The sequence below is a fragment of the Marinococcus sp. LNHM5E3-2.1 genome, from assembly GCF_056034365.1.
Window position 1 is genome coordinate 66281 of sequence record NZ_JBQLIB010000008.1, and the last position, 15364, is coordinate 81644.

Genomic DNA, 15364 nt, shown 5'->3' on the forward strand with positions numbered 1-15364 from the left:
GCTTATACCCTGCGCTGCCGGATAACATTTAAGCCATTTTTCATCAGAAGAAGCCCTAAAGAAAGAACGGGTGGGAAACCAGGGGCGGTTTTCCGGCCTTTACTAAGCCGGGCTAGCTGCTGGTTATACCAGGCAAGCTCCATTATCCCGAGGTTGTCAATAAACGGAAGACCGGTTTTGACAGGAACAATCCGTGGGACCGGAGCTTTTGAAAGAAGCCTGGCCGGATAGTCCGGGCACGCAGCTATTGGTCTTGCCAGACCGATGAAATCGGCTGCACCTGACTGGAGCGCGTTGTCCATCGCGAGACGGGTGCGGAAGCCTCCGGTTAAGATTACCGGCACCTCTGTAATCTGCTTCAGGCTTTCGGCATATTCGAGGAAATAAGCTTCACGCCGAAGCGTAGAGGCGGAAGCATTTTTTCCGAATAACTCCGGACGTTCGTAAGTGCCTCCGGAGATTTCAATCATATCCACTCCAAGGCGTTCGAGCTCTTTAATTACATACCGGGATTCTTCCTCCGAGAAGCCGGCTTTCATAAAATCCGCACTGTTAATTTTTACTCCAACAGGAAATTCTGGTCCAGTGGCCTCGCGGACAGCGTTAAAAATTTCGCGTAAAAAGCGGAAACGGTTGTTAATCGAACCGCCCCATTCGTCGGTCCGCTGATTATGACGGGGCGAGAGAAACTGGCTGATCAAGTAGCCATGGGCGGCGTGAATCTGAACGCCGGTAAAGCCGGCATGTTTGGCCAGGGAGGCGGTATGGGCAAACTGCCGGATGATTGTTTTTATTTCTGGAGGCGTTAGAGCCCGGGCGTCGGGAAAGAAGCGCTGAATCCCTGAGTCAAACGGTACAGCCGAAGGGGCGACGGCTTCACGGGCAACGCCTTTTGGTACCTGTTTGCCCGGGTGATTAATCTGCATCCATAAATGGGTGTCATTATGCGTGCCGGCACGGGCCCAGGCGCGGAAGAGGCCAAGCTGCTTTTCGCTCTCAAGCACGACGTTTCCCGGCTCCCCAAGCGCCTGCTGATTTATCATCACGTTCCCGGTAATTAGTAAGCCTGCCCCTCTTTTAGCCCATGTGTGGTACAGCCGGAAGATGTCAGCATCCGGCAGGTGGGCTCTTGTAGCGAGGCCTTCGCTCATGGCTGATTTAACGAACCGGTTTTTAAATGTCACATTTTTATTATGTAATGTAAACGGGGAAGCGGCGGTAACGTCTGTCAACGAGATCCTCTCCTTACTATTCGAATGGGTTGGGAAAAATTAAGCGGAGCGCGTCACAGATGCGCTCCGCTTGTTTTATTACTGCTCGTGGGAAATAACAATTTTGCCGAAAAAGTTTTGGCTCTTCATATGGCGGTAGGCCTCCTGGGCCTGTTCAAATGGATAGACCGTATCAATGACCGGTGTCAGCTGATGGGCAGCGATTGCACGGTTCATGGATTCAAACATGTCCCGGCTGCCGACACCGATCGTTCTTGTAGAAGCTTTTCCGAACAGGTCGAAGTAATCAATTTTCTCCCCGGTTCTTGTGAGCACGCCGATTAAAGAGAGTTCCTCGCCGGGGGCGACTGCTTCAATGGACTGATGGAATGAAGCGGGACCAACCACTTCGACGACCCGATTGACGCCGCCGTTGGAAAGCTCTTTCGCACGTTTTCCCCAGTCCGGGGTATCGTTGTAGTTGATGATGTTGTTAGAGCCGAGTTCCTCGAGCTTTTCCTCTTTCCAGCTGCTCGAGGTGGTGGAGATAACGCGCAGGCCGAGGATTTTCGCCAGCTGAACGGCGAAGACGGAAACGCCACCGGTGCCAAGCGTCAGAACGGTATCTCCGGGACCGGTTGGAGATGGTCCGTGAAGGGCGTTCCAGGCAGTGACGGCCGCGCATGGAAGCGTTGCTCCCTGCTCGTACGTAAGATGATCAGGCAGACGCACAAGCTCTTCCGGATTGATGACTTTATAATCCGTCAGCCAGCCGTCACTGTGTGTGCCATACGGCTCCATATAGGAAGGACGCTTTCCTCCGAACCATTCCCGTGTGAAATTACCGGCTACCCGATCTCCAACGCGGAAGCGGCGAACGTCTTCGCCTGCTTCGACAATTTCACCGGCCCCGTCCGACAGCTGTACGAGATTATCCCGCAGCTCGCCCGGATAGTTGCCTTCGATCATCGCGAGGTCGCGGTAGTTTAAGGAAGTAGCTTTTACCCGGACAAGCACTTCTCCCCGCTGCACCTGCGGCATGGATTCTTCTGTCATCTCCAGATTTTCTATGCTTCTCGACTCCCGAAGCCGAAAAGCCCGGTTTTGTGCTGATGCCATTGTATAGCCTCCTTGGATGTTTGGACTCCTTACTGTTCATTCCCCGGGGAATGATTTTTTAAAAGAGGCGGGCGTGATTTTCAGCAAAAAGTTATACTAAAAGCATGACCGGATATTTTTCTGTGAAAAACAGAGATATTATTACGTTTAATAAAGAAGAAGTCAGTCCCCTATAAAAAAGGAGGTCCGGGGTGCGGAAAAACACAGCTATGACCGAAGTAGAAAATGTGATTGTACACAAGGCAGCAGAGTTCCAGGGGTATACTGTTTTATTTTCGATCCACGGCCAGCGCTTTCAGTTTTTAATAGCCGATGGAAAGCCGCTATTTCCGTTAAATGTCCTTCATACGTTTGCTGAAAAGGATGTATGCGGCCAGTGTGGAAAAAAGGTGCTGCAGGTGCCGGTAGGCCAGCAGGTATGCAGAGCTCTTCAGCACCGGAAAAAAGAACTGCTCGCCTATATGGAGGAGCATTTCCTGTGGGGACCGGCAGGACATATTTAAATACGCAGGAGGATTAGTATGTACAAACTAATAGCCGTAGATATGGATGGGACTATGCTGAATGATCAGCACGAACTGACGCCGGAGGTGATTCAGGCGGTCCGGAAAGCGAAAGCAGCCGGCATCAAAATCGTCCTGTGTACCGGACGGCCGCTCCCGGGTGTCCAGCGTTATGTCGATCAGCTGTCACTTCGGGAAGAGGGGGACTATATTGCTGTATTTAACGGCGCGCTTGTCCAGGAGACATTCGCAAGCCGGGTCGTCAGTCAGCTCGATATGCTGTATGAAGACGTTATGGAGCTTGAGCATCTGAGCCGGGAGCTGCCCATAGCTATGCAGTACTTTAGTGAAAAGCATATTTACACGCCGCAAAAGGATATTGATAAATACACGGTGCTTGACGCCTACTTAAATAATATACCTTTACGCGTGCGCATGCTTGAAGAGGTCGGACCATCTGTGGCACTGCCGAAGGTGATGTTTGTCGGCGAGAAAGATGACATTGACCAAACAGAGCTTTTACTGCCGGAGAAAATTAAAGCGAGAAATGAAATCATGCGCAGCACACCACATTTTTTGGAATTTCTCCATCCAAAAGCAAGTAAGGGTAACGCAGTGATGGATCTGGCGGCCCGGCTCGGCATCGCCCGGGAGGAGGTAATGTGTATCGGAGATAACGGCAACGATTTATCTATGATAGAGGCAGCAGGGTGCGGGGTGGCGATGGGAAATGCCATTCCGGAAATCAAGGCAGCAGCTGATATTATTACACTGACAAACAATGAAAATGGGGTGGCAGAGGCCATTAACAATGTGCTGCTGGAGTCCCGTTAAGTAAAAAAGCCTTTATTCCGCGCGGAATAAAGGCTTTACTTGTATTTCCCGGGAAATCGGGATTATTCGAATGGATAGCGAAAATTCCACTGCCGCCGGGATTCGTCCATAAGTGCCATCACATCAGAGGAGTACTGCAGAATAGAGGCATAGTCCCGGCTGGAGACGGACCGTTCCATTTCCCGGATTTCATAATGGAGGGCTTTTGACGTCTCGCCCTGAGTAACGCGCTCGCTTTCTCCGCTTGTATACTCGATGACTGCCTCGTCGGCCCGCGGAAAGTTGTCGACAGTAATTGAGCCTTTATCGCCGGCAATAATCCCTCTCTTAGGAAGCCTGGAGCTGAAGGAAAGCTGGACTGTGGCCATCTGGCCCCGGCTGTTTTTTAAAACGATGCCTGACTGGTCATCGACGCCGCTTCCAGCCATTTCTCCAATGGTAGTTACCTCCTGCGGCTGCTCCTGCAGGAAAAAACGGGCAAAAGATAGGGCGTAAACGCCGATATCAAGCATTGCGCCCCCGGCAAGGTCCGGGTTAAAGAAGCGGTTGGTGGTGTCGTACTCTTTAATAGTACCAAACGTGACGTTAATAGAGCGCACGCTGCCGATTACCCCGTCTGCGATTTTTTGCTGCAGCTTACGGTGAAGCGGATGATAATACAGCGTCATCGCTTCAAGCAGCACCAGGTCCCGGTCTGAAGCAAGTGCCGCCAGTTCATCGAGCTGCTGCTTGTTAACAGTAATGGCCTTCTCGCAAAACACATGCTTCCCGTTTTCAAGGCACTGCCTGGCAATCTCGTAGTGATTCGTGTGGGGAGTGGCGATATAGACGATATCAAGCGCTTCGTCTTCTATGAATGTCTCCAGCGAATCAAACGGATGCCCAATGTTAAAATCATCTGCAAAGCCTTTGGCTTTATCCATGGTGCGGGAGCAGACGGAATGAATGCTGCCGTGTTCCTCGTTCAATGCTTCCGCAAATTTTCCGGCAATATTGCCGGTGCCAATGATGCCCCAGTTAAAGCTCATATGCGTCACACCTTTTCGTTTAGTTATTTTACCCGGCTATTATAACGCAGCCGAAGGATGATAAGGAGGTAATTTCCAGTTAAACAGGGGAGAATAATTTATTTTGCCTGTTTTCCGCTAATTTTATGGTACGTATCTTCGTGGCAGATGACGAAAAGCTGGGCGTCCTCCGGAATACGTTCGTCGAGCTTATGATTGATATTTAAATCATCGTGGTCTGAAACGAGAGTGGCTCCTTCTTCGAGCAGATCCATGTAGGCTTCGCGGTATGTCCCCCACGAGGGGCGTTTAGGTATTTCATACAAATCCTCTCCGTGCTTCTTTGACAAAAGCTGTGACACGATCCTTGAGGTGCCCCGGCTGAAAGCGGAACGGACGGCCAGCTGGGAGATCATTTCTGAGCTGACGATAAATTCATCCACGTCCACATGGGTGAAGTTGTGAATATTATTTCGCTCCTTAACCTCTACGATGGTATAAATACCTTTAAAGTGACGCTGGATATTGGTGGCAATTAATAATGATTTGCCGTCGATATAGGAAGGATCATGAATATATTCTCCGCTGATGGTGATTTCATTGGGGAAAATAAATACCGCCCGGGCTTCACTGATATTTGCCTGCTCGAGTACTTCTTTTTCGGCCGGATTGCCGCGGACGTAAAACAGGCGGTCATGGTGATACGGTGTTTCTTCGTACTGATCGATAAGTACGATCTCAATATTTTTTTCCGTGTTTAAAATTTCCTGAATCGCGATTTTCGCGTGCTTGCTCCAGTCCGCAATGACGATATGATTTTTGCCGTTGTAATCCAATTTTCCCCGCTCCTTTCTGCGGTTGTATACATATATAAAATCAATAATTTTACTGATCACGATAGAGATCAGACCAATGCCGATCATGTACAGAAAAATTCCGTACAGCTTTCCGGGCACTGTCTGCGGAACGTAATCACCAAAGCCGACAGTAGTGACAGAAGTCATGACCCACCAGAAGCCGTTGAACGGGCTGCCGAATTCTTCAGGCTCTATGTAATAGATAGCAAAGGAACTTCCCCCAATCACGAGGGCAGTAATCATAAAAATAACCGCTGTATTTACATTAACCAGACGTTCAAACAATTTATTAAAAAACACCCGGGCCGCCTCCTCTCTGCTAAAGGTACCATTACCCCTATTCAGGCTGTGAAAATCTAAAATTTTAAAGTAAAAATTTTAGTAAAATATTTATTTCGACTTAGCTTTCCGCTATACTGATAAAAAGAATGAAGGAGGCTATTTCATGGATGCATCGGTATTGAAAGAATTTGAACAACAGTTTTCCCGTCTGGCGGAACGGCTGTTTTTTGCTCCTGGCCGTATTAATGTCATTGGTGAACATACAGATTATAACGGGGGATATGTGTTCCCGTGTGCGATTACAAACGGCACATATGCAGCAGCGGCCGGCCGTAGTGACCGAAAGCTGCGGCTGGTGAGCGGCAATTTTTTAAACGACGGAATGGTTACGCTCTCATTGGATGAGCTTTCGTTTCAGGAGGAACACGGCTGGGCGAATTATCCGAAAGGGATGTTTGCCATTCTGGCAGCGGAAGGCTATCAAGTCGAAACCGGCTATGATATTTATTTTTCCGGTAATATTCCAAACGGGGCCGGCCTATCATCGTCGGCGTCAATTGAACTGGTTACAGCCGTACTGCTGAATGAGTGGGAGGGCTGGGGACTTCCTGTTAAAACCCTTGTGCAGTACGCCCAGCAGGTGGAAAACGAGTATATCGGCGTTCAGACCGGTATTATGGATCAGTTTGCGATCGGATTTGGCAAAGAAGGACATGCCATGTTGCTTGACTGTGGAACGCTTGAATATGAATACGCTCCGCTTCCGACAGATAAATATACTATTTTGATTATGAACACGAACAAGTCCCGGGAGCTCGCAGGATCAGCCTATAATGAGCGGCGGGCGGAATGTGAAGAAGCACTGGCAGAAATGCAGCAGCACCGGGACATTACGAGCCTTTGTGAGTTAACGGTAGAGGATTGGAATCAGCTCAGCCGGGAGGTAAAAAATGAAACAGTCCGAAAAAGAGCCCGGCACGTTATTTATGAGCACGACCGCACGAAGCAGGCAGCAGCAATGCTGAAGGCGGAAAATTATGAAGCATTTGGCTGGCTGCTTAATGAGTCACACCGCTCGTTAAAGGAGGATTATGAGGTGACCGGTCCCGAACTCGACGCGCTGGCTGAAGCCGCCCAGAAGCAGCCCGGCGTGATTGGTGCCCGGATGACCGGAGCAGGGTTTGGCGGATGCGCGATCGCTTTTGTGGAACATAGCCAGGCCGAAGAGGCAGAGAAAAGTATTGCAGAAGCCTATGAAAAAGAGATAGGCTTCAAACCTTCGTTCTACAAAGCTACTGCCGGCGGGGGAGCACGGGAGCTGGCACGTGCCGGACAAAAGTAAGCGAAAGGAGAGGTTTTATGGCTATACAGGTGGATTCAGCTGTCATGTCGCTCGTCGACTGGGCAGAGGAAAATAAATTAATTCATGCAGAGGATAAGGTGTATGCACGCAATCAACTGCTGCGGGAGCTTCACCTCGAAGCGATTGATGAAAATGCAGCTGGCGGGCCAAAGCCGTTTGAGGAACTGCTCGGGCAGCTCACCTCCTACATGGTGGAGGCAGGGATCGTGGAGGATTTGCTCGACAGGCGGGAACAGGCCAAAGCAGACATCATGAATATTTTCCTTCCCCGGCCTTCTGACGTCCAGCGGACCTTTGAAGAAAAGCACCGCCGGGACCCGGTCGAGGCCACCGATTATTTTTACTGGCTGAGCCGGTTCTCCAACTACATTCAGATGGACCGGGTAGCCAAAAACGTTCATTTCCCGTATGCATCTTCCTATGGGCCGGTCGATATTACGATCAATCTCTCCAAACCGGAAAAAGATCCGCGTGATATTGAAGCGGAAAAGCAGAAAAGTGTGCCGGTGTCGTACCCGAAGTGCGTTTTGTGTAAAGAAAATGAAGGATATCCGGGACGGCTCGGCCATCCGGCCCGGTCGAACCACCGGTTAGTCCGGACAGAGCTTGAAGGGGAAACATGGTACCTTCAGTATTCCCCGTATATTTATTACCCGGAGCATTCCATTCTTCTCAGCGAATATCACCGGGATATGAAAATCAACCGGGAAACATTTACCAGGCTTCTTGGGTTTGTTGAGCAGTTTCCGCATTATTTTATGGGTTCAAACGCAGACCTTCCAGTAGTGGGCGGCTCGATTTTATCCCACGATCACTACCAGGGCGGAAGGTATACCTTTGCTTTGGAAAAAGCAGAGCCGGAAACCGTTTTTGAATCAACGAAATATCCGGATTTAACCGTGGAAATTGTTCACTGGCCGATGAGTGTGCTGCGGCTGCGCTCAGAGGAGCAGAAAAGCGTGATTGAGGCTGCGGAGGCTGTCCGGAAAACATGGCAGGACTATACTGACGCGGAGCTTGAGATAGAAGCCTACTCCAACGGAGAACCGCACAATACAGTAACACCGATTGCACGGAAAAACGGTACGGCCTGGGAAATGGATATAGTGCTGCGCAACAACCGGAAGACAGAGCAGCATCCGTACGGCCTGTTTCATCCCCACGAGGAAGTGCATCATATTAAAAAAGAAAACATCGGACTGATTGAAGTTATGGGACTGGCTGTTCTCCCGGCCAGACTCCTCGGTGAACTCGATCAGATCACTGAATTTGCCGCCGGGCTTGGAGAGCGTGTGCCCGAACAGCACGAAACGTGGGCTGAAGAGCTGCGCGATAAGCTGCAGGGCCAACCGGAAGCTGAAGTACGGCTGGGAGTTGAACAGGCCGTAGGTGAAAAATTTATGGAGGTGCTGCACCATGCCGGCGTTTTCAAGCAGGATGCTTTTGGACGCCGCGGATTCCTCCAGTTTTTGTACGCGCTCCCCTTAGAGCTCAAAGAAAAATAAAAGGAAGCTGATGACATGGCAACGATAAAGGATATCGCAAAAGAAGCCGGCGTATCGATAGCCACGGTTTCCCGGGTGTTGAACTATGATGACACACTGTCAGTAGCGGAAAGCACGAAGCAGCGTATTTTCCAGACCGCCGAAGCGCTGAACTATACAAAGCACGCAAAACGCAAACAGGCCGTTCAGTCCCTTACTATCGTTTACTGGTACACCGAACAGGAAGAGCTTGAAGACCTGTATTACCTGTCGATCCGCCTGGGCATTGAAAAGCGCTGCGATGAGCTGGGTATCCGGGCACGGCGCCTGCTGCTTGAAGAATTTTTGGAGCAGGAAACGGCTGAAAGTGAACCGGTCATCGCTGTTGGCAAATTCAGCCCGGAGCAGGCGGCACGCCTGCAGCATGTGAGCACGCAGCTCGTCTTTGTGGATTCTGCTCCTGACGATGAGACGTTTGACGCCGTTATTGCCGATTTTCAGCGTGTAACGGAAAAAGTTCTTTCTTATCTTCAGGAGCTGGGGCACAAGCGTATCGGCTATCTGGGCGGGCGGGAGTCCTACCCGTCAGAAACCGCAACGATTCCGGATCCGCGGGAAGAGACCTTCCGCCGGCTGATGACCGAAAAAGACCGCCATACGGTGCCCTGGATACGAACGGGCCGCTTCACGGTTCAGGATGGCTATGATTTAACAAAAAACGAACTGGCCGCTGAGGCCGCAGAAACGAGACCGACAGCTCTGTTTGTGGCTAATGACACGATGGCAGTAGGATGCCTGCGCGCGCTTCATGAAGCGCAGATCAGAGTGCCGGAAGACATCAGTGTGGCCAGTGTCAATGACGTCAGTGTCGCTAAATTTATTTATCCGCCGCTTACGTCCGTGAAGGTTTACACAGAGGTGATGGGGGAGACGGCGGTGGATCTTCTGCTTGAAAGGCTCGATGGACGAAGAACGGTTCCCAAAACGGTGCTTGTGGCCACCGAGCTGCAAAAAAGAGAAAGCTGCGGAAGGCATTTGTCATGAAGATTCTTCATTTTGCGAGGAGCCGAATGCTTTCATAAAATAAGCGGTGGGGAGAAGAAGACCCAGAGCTGCCTGCAGAAGAGCAAAAGCTCTGGCAGTGCCGATGGGCACAAGGTCGCCGTAGCCAACAGACAAAATAGTGACGCCGCTGAAATACAAACAGTTTAAAAAAGTGGATTCAGCGGTAGTGTCGGTAGGATCATTGATCTTAAAGACAGTTTCATAAAAAGAAAGAAAATAGTACAGCAAAGCAAAAGCAAACGTCAGGCTCAACATGATTACAAACAGCTTGTAAAACATAGCCGGACTGAATGCTGTCTGTTTGTATGTTTTATTCGTGAAAAAGTAATATAGATTGATCAATACAAAAATAATTGTGAGGCCGAGTAAAAGACCGGGCAGCATATGGTTTTCCTCCTCTTATGGAACAAAGCTAAGTTTCCTTACCCTTTTTATTTGTTTCAGAAAACATATTTCTATTACATCAAAAGGGGTATAAAATAAAAGTAAGCTTTCCATCAATCAAAAAAGGAGCGTGTACGATGAGTGCGAAAAGAGTATTGATCGTGGCCGGTGATGCCGTGGAAGCGCTGGAGGTGTATTACCCTTATTTTCGGTGCATGGAGGAAGGATTTCATGTGGATCTGGCAGCTGCCAGTGTCAAAAAGCTGCATACGGTAATTCACGACTTTGAAGACTGGGAAACGTATACGGAAAAACCGGGGTACGGCATCGAAGCGAATATCGCTTTTGAAGACGTAAATGTCTCTGATTACGATGCGCTGATCATCCCGGGAGGAAGAGCACCAGAGCACATCCGGATGAACAAGGACCTGCTTGAAATTGTGAAGCATTTCTTTGAAAAGGATAAGCCAATTGCGATTATGTGCCATGGAAGCCTTGTGCTGACACCAATCGCAGAGGTGGCAAAAGGAAGAAAATTGACCGCTTACCAGGCGTGCAAGCCGGAAGTGGAAAGCATGGGCGCAGAGTATATCAATGAAATGGATTACGTGGACAAAAACCTGGTTTCCGGACATGCATGGCCGGATCTGCCTGCCATTATGCGGGAGTTTGTGAAACAGGTAAACGATGCCCCGGTAACAACGTAGGGCAGGATTCGGGCGGGCCGGCTGGATAAGCCGGCTTTTTTTAATGACTGTTCATGCTAAAATGGAGCTGAATTACATAGAAGAAAAGAGGACAAGGAAATGATGGAAGCTGTTTTACTGCTGCTCACAGGCATCTTTGCCGCTGCCTGCGGTTCGCTGGTCGGACTCGGCGGAGCGTTTATTATTGTACCGATACTTGCACTGTTCTTTCCGATGCCGGCCTCGGATATTGCCGGCACCTCGATGGCAGTTCTTTTGTTTACTGCCATTTCAAGCACTTGGACATATTCGAAGCAAAAAAGGATTGATTATAAAAGCGGTGTCTATTTTGCGCTTGCCATGATGCCGGGCGCAGTCTTTGGCGCGTGGCTGACCCAGTTTTTTGATACAGATACGTTTTATACTGCGTTTGGCATCTTTTTGTTCTGTATGGCCCTGTTTTTGCTGTTCCGTCCGAAAAACAAACAGCGGAGCGCCGGCAGGCCGACGACAAGCCGGACGTTTACAGACCTTACTGGACATACATATGAATACTCATACAATCGATGGATCGGTCTGTCGATTGCGCTGGCTGTCGGCGTTATTTCAACGTCGTTTGGTGTCGGGGGAGGCTCTGTCATGGTGCCTACCATGGTGATGCTTCTAGCTTTTCCGCCCCATATTGCGACGGCGACCTCGATGTTTTTGATGGTGCTTTCGGCGGCAGTAGGAACGGCGGCGCATGCCTGGTTCGGCCACGTGCAGTGGGAGAGTGTGCTCTGGCTGGCGATTGGGGCTGTAGTCGGCGGCCAGATTGGTTCTGCGCTTGCGGCAAAGCTGCCGGGGGCTATTATTCTACGCGTGCTGGCTATCAGTCTCATCTTTGTTTCGTTAAGGCTGATTTTCGGAAGCTCATAAAAAAAGATCCCCGCTCGCATCGAGCCGGGATCTTTTTAGCGTTTAGTCGTTTTCCGTTTGGAAATGGGAAACGATGGTATTTAATTCTTTGGACATCATATTCAGTGCTTCCGCGAGAGCGTCGATCTCTTCTACCGCCTGAAGCTGCGTTTCCGAGGCTGAGGCCACGCTTTGGGAGGTGCCGGCATTGTGTTCAGAAATTGCCGAGATTTCGTCAAAGGAAGCGGTTATTTCCTGAGAGCTTGCCGCCATTTGCTCCGAAGTGGCTGCCACACTTTCAAGGCGCACGCTGACTTCGTTCGTATAATCCGAAATTTCCTGAAAAGCCGCCTTTGCCTGTTCGGTCATCTGCAGACCATCCTGAACCTCGCCGGTGACCTGCTCCATGGAGACGGCGGAATCCTGGATTTCCGTTTGAATCGTTGAAATAATCGAAGCAATCTGGGAGGAAGAGTCCCGGGACTGCTCGGCGAGCTTTCGTACCTCTTCGGCGACGACGGCAAACCCTTTGCCGTGCTCTCCGGCCCTGGCTGCTTCAATAGCAGCGTTTAAGGCAAGCAGGTTAGTCTGCTCTGAAATGGCAGTGATGACATTTAAAATGTTTTCAATTTCCCGGGAGCGGGCACTCAGCGTCTGGTTTACTTCATTGGAACGTTCGACAGAGGCATGAATGGAGCGCATTTTTTCCAGGGCGTCGCTCACCGTAACGAGGCCGCCGTTCGCTTTTTCTGTCGTCGAAGCCGCATGCTCGGAAATGGAGGTCGTGCTGCCCGCTACCTCCTGGACACCCTTGGAGACTTCCTCCATGGCCCCGGCGCTTTCTTTAATACTTACAGACTGCTGCTCCGAGCCTGAGGCTACCTGCTGCAGGGAGGCATTGACTTCGGTAATGGCCTGGCTGGATTTGCTGGAATTTGACAAAAGCTGTTCTGATGAGTCCTGAAGAAGACGGGAGCTCATATCAAACTGTCCAATCAGCTCCTTCAGCCTGGTGCTCATGCGGTTAAAATGCATGGCAAGCTGGCCGATTTCATCCCGCTGGTTCAGCTCAATATCATCACCGGTTAAATCATCATCGGCTACCTGCTTCACCCGATCGGTAATTAAACGGATCGGCTTTGTAATACGGCCGGCGATCAGAACGGCAGCACCAATAATGAGCAGAGCTGCCACGCCGATAATCGTAAGCACTGTCCACTTGAGGGCGTTTGTGGCTGCGAGGATCTCCTCCATTGGCGTCAGAAAGAAAATTTTATAGCCTGCTTCCTGAACCGGGGCAGCGGATACGAGTAATTGTTCATTGCCGTTTTCTATTGTCGTGGAGGATGCTTCCTCCTGATCCTGGGCAAGCAGCGACTGCCATTCACCGCTGATATCAGCCTGGCCGACCGGCTGGCCGATAAGGTCTTCCTGCGGATGAAGCTGAATGACGTTTTGATTATCCACGAGAATAGGCATAGCGCTGTTTTCCTTTTCGCTGCCTGTATAACGCTCCATTAAAGCATCAAAATTAACAGAGGCAGACATGACGCCGGCAATCTCCCCATTAGAGGCGGTTACCGGTGAAGCCACAACCACAATGCGGTTTCCGGTGGCATTGGAGTTAAGGACGTCGGAGATCGTAGTCTCCCCGTTCATTCCATTCTTAAAGTAGTCCCTGTCGCCGAGATCGAGCTCCCCTATGTTTTCTTCAGTAGTATGAGCCTCTACGATTCCACTTTTACCGGTAAATACGACCGTTTCAAACGTTTCATCGCGGTCAATGATCTGATTCATCAGGCTGAGGCGGGTATCGGTATCACCGCTGCTCATATCCTGCGTTCCTGCAGCGAGTACAATTTCATCAAGCCGTTTGACGAGCCAGCGGTCCATCTCCTCTGCTGCGGCTTCAGAAGTCATGGTCAGTTTTTCTTCTTCTTCAGCCACTACGACACTGCTGCTTTCCTGAAAGACAAAAAAAGCGACAGCCGCAGCCGGAAGCAGGCCGATCACTAAAAACCATACGAGTAATTTTTTTCGAAGATTCGGCTGTAATAATTTTTCCTTCACGTTCATCCACTCCCCCAATATGTAAACAAATACCTTCTCTTACTTCATATCGGGCAAATGGAAAAAAAGTGAAGCTTTTCTGAAAAGCAGTCAAAAGAATATATGCCTTCGGCGTACAGCTGAAGCAGCCGCTCTATTACTCCTTCAGCTGCATACGGTGGTTAAAATACGTCTTGTAGCCGAGCTGGGTAAATAAAATAACGCTGAGAGCGACAGCCCCGGTAATACCCAGAAGGATAGCGATTTGGTAGCCGATCGCTGTCACGGGGTTGACGCCGGAAATAATCTGTCCGGTCATCATCCCCGGCAGAAATACAATTCCTGCGCCGACCATATTATTAATCGTTGGGAGAATGGCCGCGTCAAAGGATTGATTTACAATTTTACGGGTGGCCTGGTTTGGTGTTGCTCCGAGCATAAGTGCTGCCTCCACCCGTGAGCGCTGGCTGTGCAGGTGCTCTGTCAGCGTCTGGACCCCAAGAGTAATACCAGTCATGGAATTGCCGATAATCATGCCTGCAATTGGAATGAAATAGCGGGGGTTAAACCACGGAGCAAATTGAATGACTACGAAGTTGAAATACAGCAGGCTCAGGATGGTGCCGATGCTCATAGATACAGCAATTGCCCGCTTCATTTCCCGGGTTAAGGGGCTGCGGACGCGCTGAAAGATATTCCAGATCGCAAAGCCGAGCATCAAAAGGACAATCAGCGACGTAAGCCAGGGGCTCGGATTTTCAAATAAAAACATAAGCACGTAGCCCATTAACAGCAGCTGAAACGTCATGCGGAGCGAAGAAATGAGTATTTCTTTTTCCCGTGGGATTTTCCGCCAGCGCACAATGGCGAGAAGAAGAACGATAAACACGTAGGCGGCAAGGATCTGCCAGAACGACAGCTCGATAATAGAGGTGTTTTCTGTCATAGTGTCACTCCTCTCCCCGGGCAAATGAATCTGACTGAATAATGTGGTCGGCAAAGTGATCGGCCATCGCCGTCGCATGGCTGATAAAAATAATTCCTTTGGCAGAACGGCGTGCCTCAGCCAGGAATCGCTCCATAACGTTCCATTCCATATCTTCATCGAGCGCTGACGTCGGCTCGTCCAGTAAGTAAACATCGGGACCGGCAAGAAGCAGGCGGGCAAGAGAGAGACGCTGCTGTTCTCCGCCGGACAGATTTTCGGCAGGGTCACTAAGTTTTTTATCAAGCATGCACTGCCGTGCTGCTGCGGTAAGCTCTTCCTCAGAAGCTTCTTCCCTGTCGCTGAACAGTCTTCCGGCCTGAAGGTTTTCAGCAACCGTTTCTCCAAACAGCACCGGCTGCTGGGGAAGCATCATCACCTGCCTGCGCAGTTCTATGGGCTCCCAGTCGGAGAACGCCTTCCCCTGATAGGAAACGGTGCCGCGTTCCGGGGTGATCAAATAATTAAGAAGACGCAGAAGAGTTGATTTTCCGGAGCCGCTCGGACCAGTAACGGCAGTGATGGTATCTGTCGGTATGGTCAGCTTTTTTGTGTTAATAATATTTTTGTATTTTACGTCGTTCAATTGAAACATAAAACAGCTCCTTTCATTAACATTAATTATTACCCGGAAATAA

15 protein-coding genes are annotated in these 15364 nt (G+C 50.0%); 7 read left to right on the forward strand and 8 right to left on the reverse strand.

What is annotated here, in order from left to right:
- Positions 1-2: 2 nt before the first annotated feature.
- Both ACTRXH_RS10520 and ACTRXH_RS10525 read right to left on the reverse strand, forming a co-directional pair.
- Entirely contained in the window at positions 3-1232 is a 1230-nt protein-coding gene (locus tag ACTRXH_RS10520; protein WP_474282030.1) for an NADH:flavin oxidoreductase/NADH oxidase family protein, read from the reverse strand.
- A 78-nt stretch (positions 1233-1310) separates the two neighbouring features.
- Positions 1311-2330, reverse strand: a complete 1020-nt coding sequence (locus ACTRXH_RS10525; protein ID WP_474261342.1) for a zinc-dependent alcohol dehydrogenase family protein — start codon at positions 2328-2330, stop codon at positions 1311-1313.
- 191 nt (positions 2331-2521) lie between these two features.
- On the opposite strand from ACTRXH_RS10525, the gene ACTRXH_RS10530 reads away from it, so the two are divergent.
- Positions 2522-2833, forward strand: a complete 312-nt coding sequence (locus tag ACTRXH_RS10530; protein ID WP_474261343.1) for a hypothetical protein — start codon at positions 2522-2524, stop codon at positions 2831-2833.
- Positions 2834-2851: 18 nt separating this feature from the next.
- Entirely contained in the window at positions 2852-3667 is an 816-nt protein-coding gene (gene yidA / locus ACTRXH_RS10535; protein ID WP_474277853.1) for a sugar-phosphatase, read from the forward strand.
- Between the two features lie 62 nt (positions 3668-3729).
- Here the strand turns inward: yidA and ACTRXH_RS10540 are convergent, their stop codons facing one another.
- Positions 3730-4695: a Gfo/Idh/MocA family protein gene (locus ACTRXH_RS10540; protein WP_474282032.1), complete on the reverse strand. Its 966-nt coding sequence runs from the start codon at positions 4693-4695 to the stop codon at positions 3730-3732.
- Between the two features lie 98 nt (positions 4696-4793).
- On the reverse strand, positions 4794-5831 hold the full coding sequence (locus tag ACTRXH_RS10545; protein ID WP_474282034.1) for a potassium channel family protein: 1038 nt from the start codon (positions 5829-5831) through the stop codon (positions 4794-4796).
- A 145-nt stretch (positions 5832-5976) separates the two neighbouring features.
- Between ACTRXH_RS10545 and ACTRXH_RS10550 the strand changes: the two genes are divergently transcribed.
- The 3 genes from ACTRXH_RS10550 to ACTRXH_RS10560 are packed head-to-tail and all read left to right on the forward strand — an operon-like array spanning position 5977 to position 9704.
- Complete coding sequence (locus tag ACTRXH_RS10550) at positions 5977-7155, forward strand: galactokinase (protein WP_474282036.1); 1179 nt, start codon at positions 5977-5979, stop codon at positions 7153-7155.
- Positions 7156-7172: 17 nt separating this feature from the next.
- On the forward strand, positions 7173-8681 hold the full coding sequence (locus ACTRXH_RS10555) for a UDP-glucose--hexose-1-phosphate uridylyltransferase (RefSeq protein WP_474282038.1): 1509 nt from the start codon (positions 7173-7175) through the stop codon (positions 8679-8681).
- A 15-nt stretch (positions 8682-8696) separates the two neighbouring features.
- Positions 8697-9704, forward strand: coding sequence for a LacI family DNA-binding transcriptional regulator (locus ACTRXH_RS10560; protein WP_474282040.1), 1008 nt, complete (start codon positions 8697-8699; stop codon positions 9702-9704).
- Here the strand turns inward: ACTRXH_RS10560 and ACTRXH_RS10565 are convergent.
- Positions 9699-10109, reverse strand: coding sequence for an ion channel (locus tag ACTRXH_RS10565; protein WP_474282042.1), 411 nt, complete (start codon positions 10107-10109; stop codon positions 9699-9701). The genes ACTRXH_RS10560 and ACTRXH_RS10565 overlap by 6 nt on opposite strands.
- 137 nt (positions 10110-10246) lie before the next feature.
- Between ACTRXH_RS10565 and ACTRXH_RS10570 the strand changes: the two genes are divergently transcribed.
- Together ACTRXH_RS10570 and ACTRXH_RS10575 are read left to right on the forward strand one after the other, a co-directional pair.
- Positions 10247-10816 carry a DJ-1/PfpI family protein gene (locus ACTRXH_RS10570; protein ID WP_322525474.1) on the forward strand — a complete coding sequence of 190 codons (570 nt, stop codon included), beginning with the start codon at positions 10247-10249 and terminating at the stop codon, positions 10814-10816.
- Positions 10817-10915: 99 nt separating this feature from the next.
- On the forward strand, positions 10916-11713 hold the full coding sequence (locus tag ACTRXH_RS10575; RefSeq protein ID WP_474277865.1) for a sulfite exporter TauE/SafE family protein: 798 nt from the start codon (positions 10916-10918) through the stop codon (positions 11711-11713).
- Positions 11714-11755: 42 nt separating this feature from the next.
- Here ACTRXH_RS10575 and ACTRXH_RS10580 read toward each other — a convergent pair whose 3' ends face one another.
- From ACTRXH_RS10580 to ACTRXH_RS10590, 3 genes are all read right to left on the reverse strand, one after another.
- Entirely contained in the window at positions 11756-13762 is a 2007-nt protein-coding gene (locus ACTRXH_RS10580; RefSeq protein ID WP_474261352.1) for a methyl-accepting chemotaxis protein, read from the reverse strand.
- A 136-nt stretch (positions 13763-13898) separates the two neighbouring features.
- Positions 13899-14687, reverse strand: a complete 789-nt coding sequence (locus ACTRXH_RS10585; protein WP_474282044.1) for an ABC transporter permease — start codon at positions 14685-14687, stop codon at positions 13899-13901.
- A gap of 4 nt (positions 14688-14691) precedes the next feature.
- Positions 14692-15321 (reverse strand): ABC transporter ATP-binding protein, encoded by a 630-nt coding sequence (locus ACTRXH_RS10590; RefSeq protein WP_474282046.1) that lies wholly within the window; start codon positions 15319-15321, stop codon positions 14692-14694.
- Between the last annotated feature and the right edge of the window lie 43 nt (positions 15322-15364).

Bases quoted from the DNA above. Each gene is read 5' to 3' on its own strand.
- ACTRXH_RS10575 (WP_474277865.1), top strand. From the start codon at position 10,916: ATGATGGAAGCTGTTTTACTGCTGCTCACAGGCATCTTTGCCGCTGCC.
- ACTRXH_RS10560 (WP_474282040.1), top strand. From the start codon at position 8,697: ATGGCAACGATAAAGGATATCGCAAAAGAAGCCGGCGTATCGATAGCC.
- ACTRXH_RS10525 (WP_474261342.1), bottom strand. From the start codon at position 2,330: ATGGCATCAGCACAAAACCGGGCTTTTCGGCTTCGGGAGTCGAGAAGC.
- ACTRXH_RS10550 (WP_474282036.1), top strand. From the start codon at position 5,977: ATGGATGCATCGGTATTGAAAGAATTTGAACAACAGTTTTCCCGTCTG.
- ACTRXH_RS10565 (WP_474282042.1), bottom strand. From the start codon at position 10,109: ATGCTGCCCGGTCTTTTACTCGGCCTCACAATTATTTTTGTATTGATC.
- ACTRXH_RS10555 (WP_474282038.1), top strand. From the start codon at position 7,173: ATGGCTATACAGGTGGATTCAGCTGTCATGTCGCTCGTCGACTGGGCA.
- ACTRXH_RS10540 (WP_474282032.1), bottom strand. From the start codon at position 4,695: ATGAGCTTTAACTGGGGCATCATTGGCACCGGCAATATTGCCGGAAAA.
- ACTRXH_RS10590 (WP_474282046.1), bottom strand. From the start codon at position 15,321: ATGTTTCAATTGAACGACGTAAAATACAAAAATATTATTAACACAAAA.
- ACTRXH_RS10585 (WP_474282044.1), bottom strand. From the start codon at position 14,687: ATGACAGAAAACACCTCTATTATCGAGCTGTCGTTCTGGCAGATCCTT.
- ACTRXH_RS10570 (WP_322525474.1), top strand. From the start codon at position 10,247: ATGAGTGCGAAAAGAGTATTGATCGTGGCCGGTGATGCCGTGGAAGCG.
- yidA (WP_474277853.1), top strand. From the start codon at position 2,852: ATGTACAAACTAATAGCCGTAGATATGGATGGGACTATGCTGAATGAT.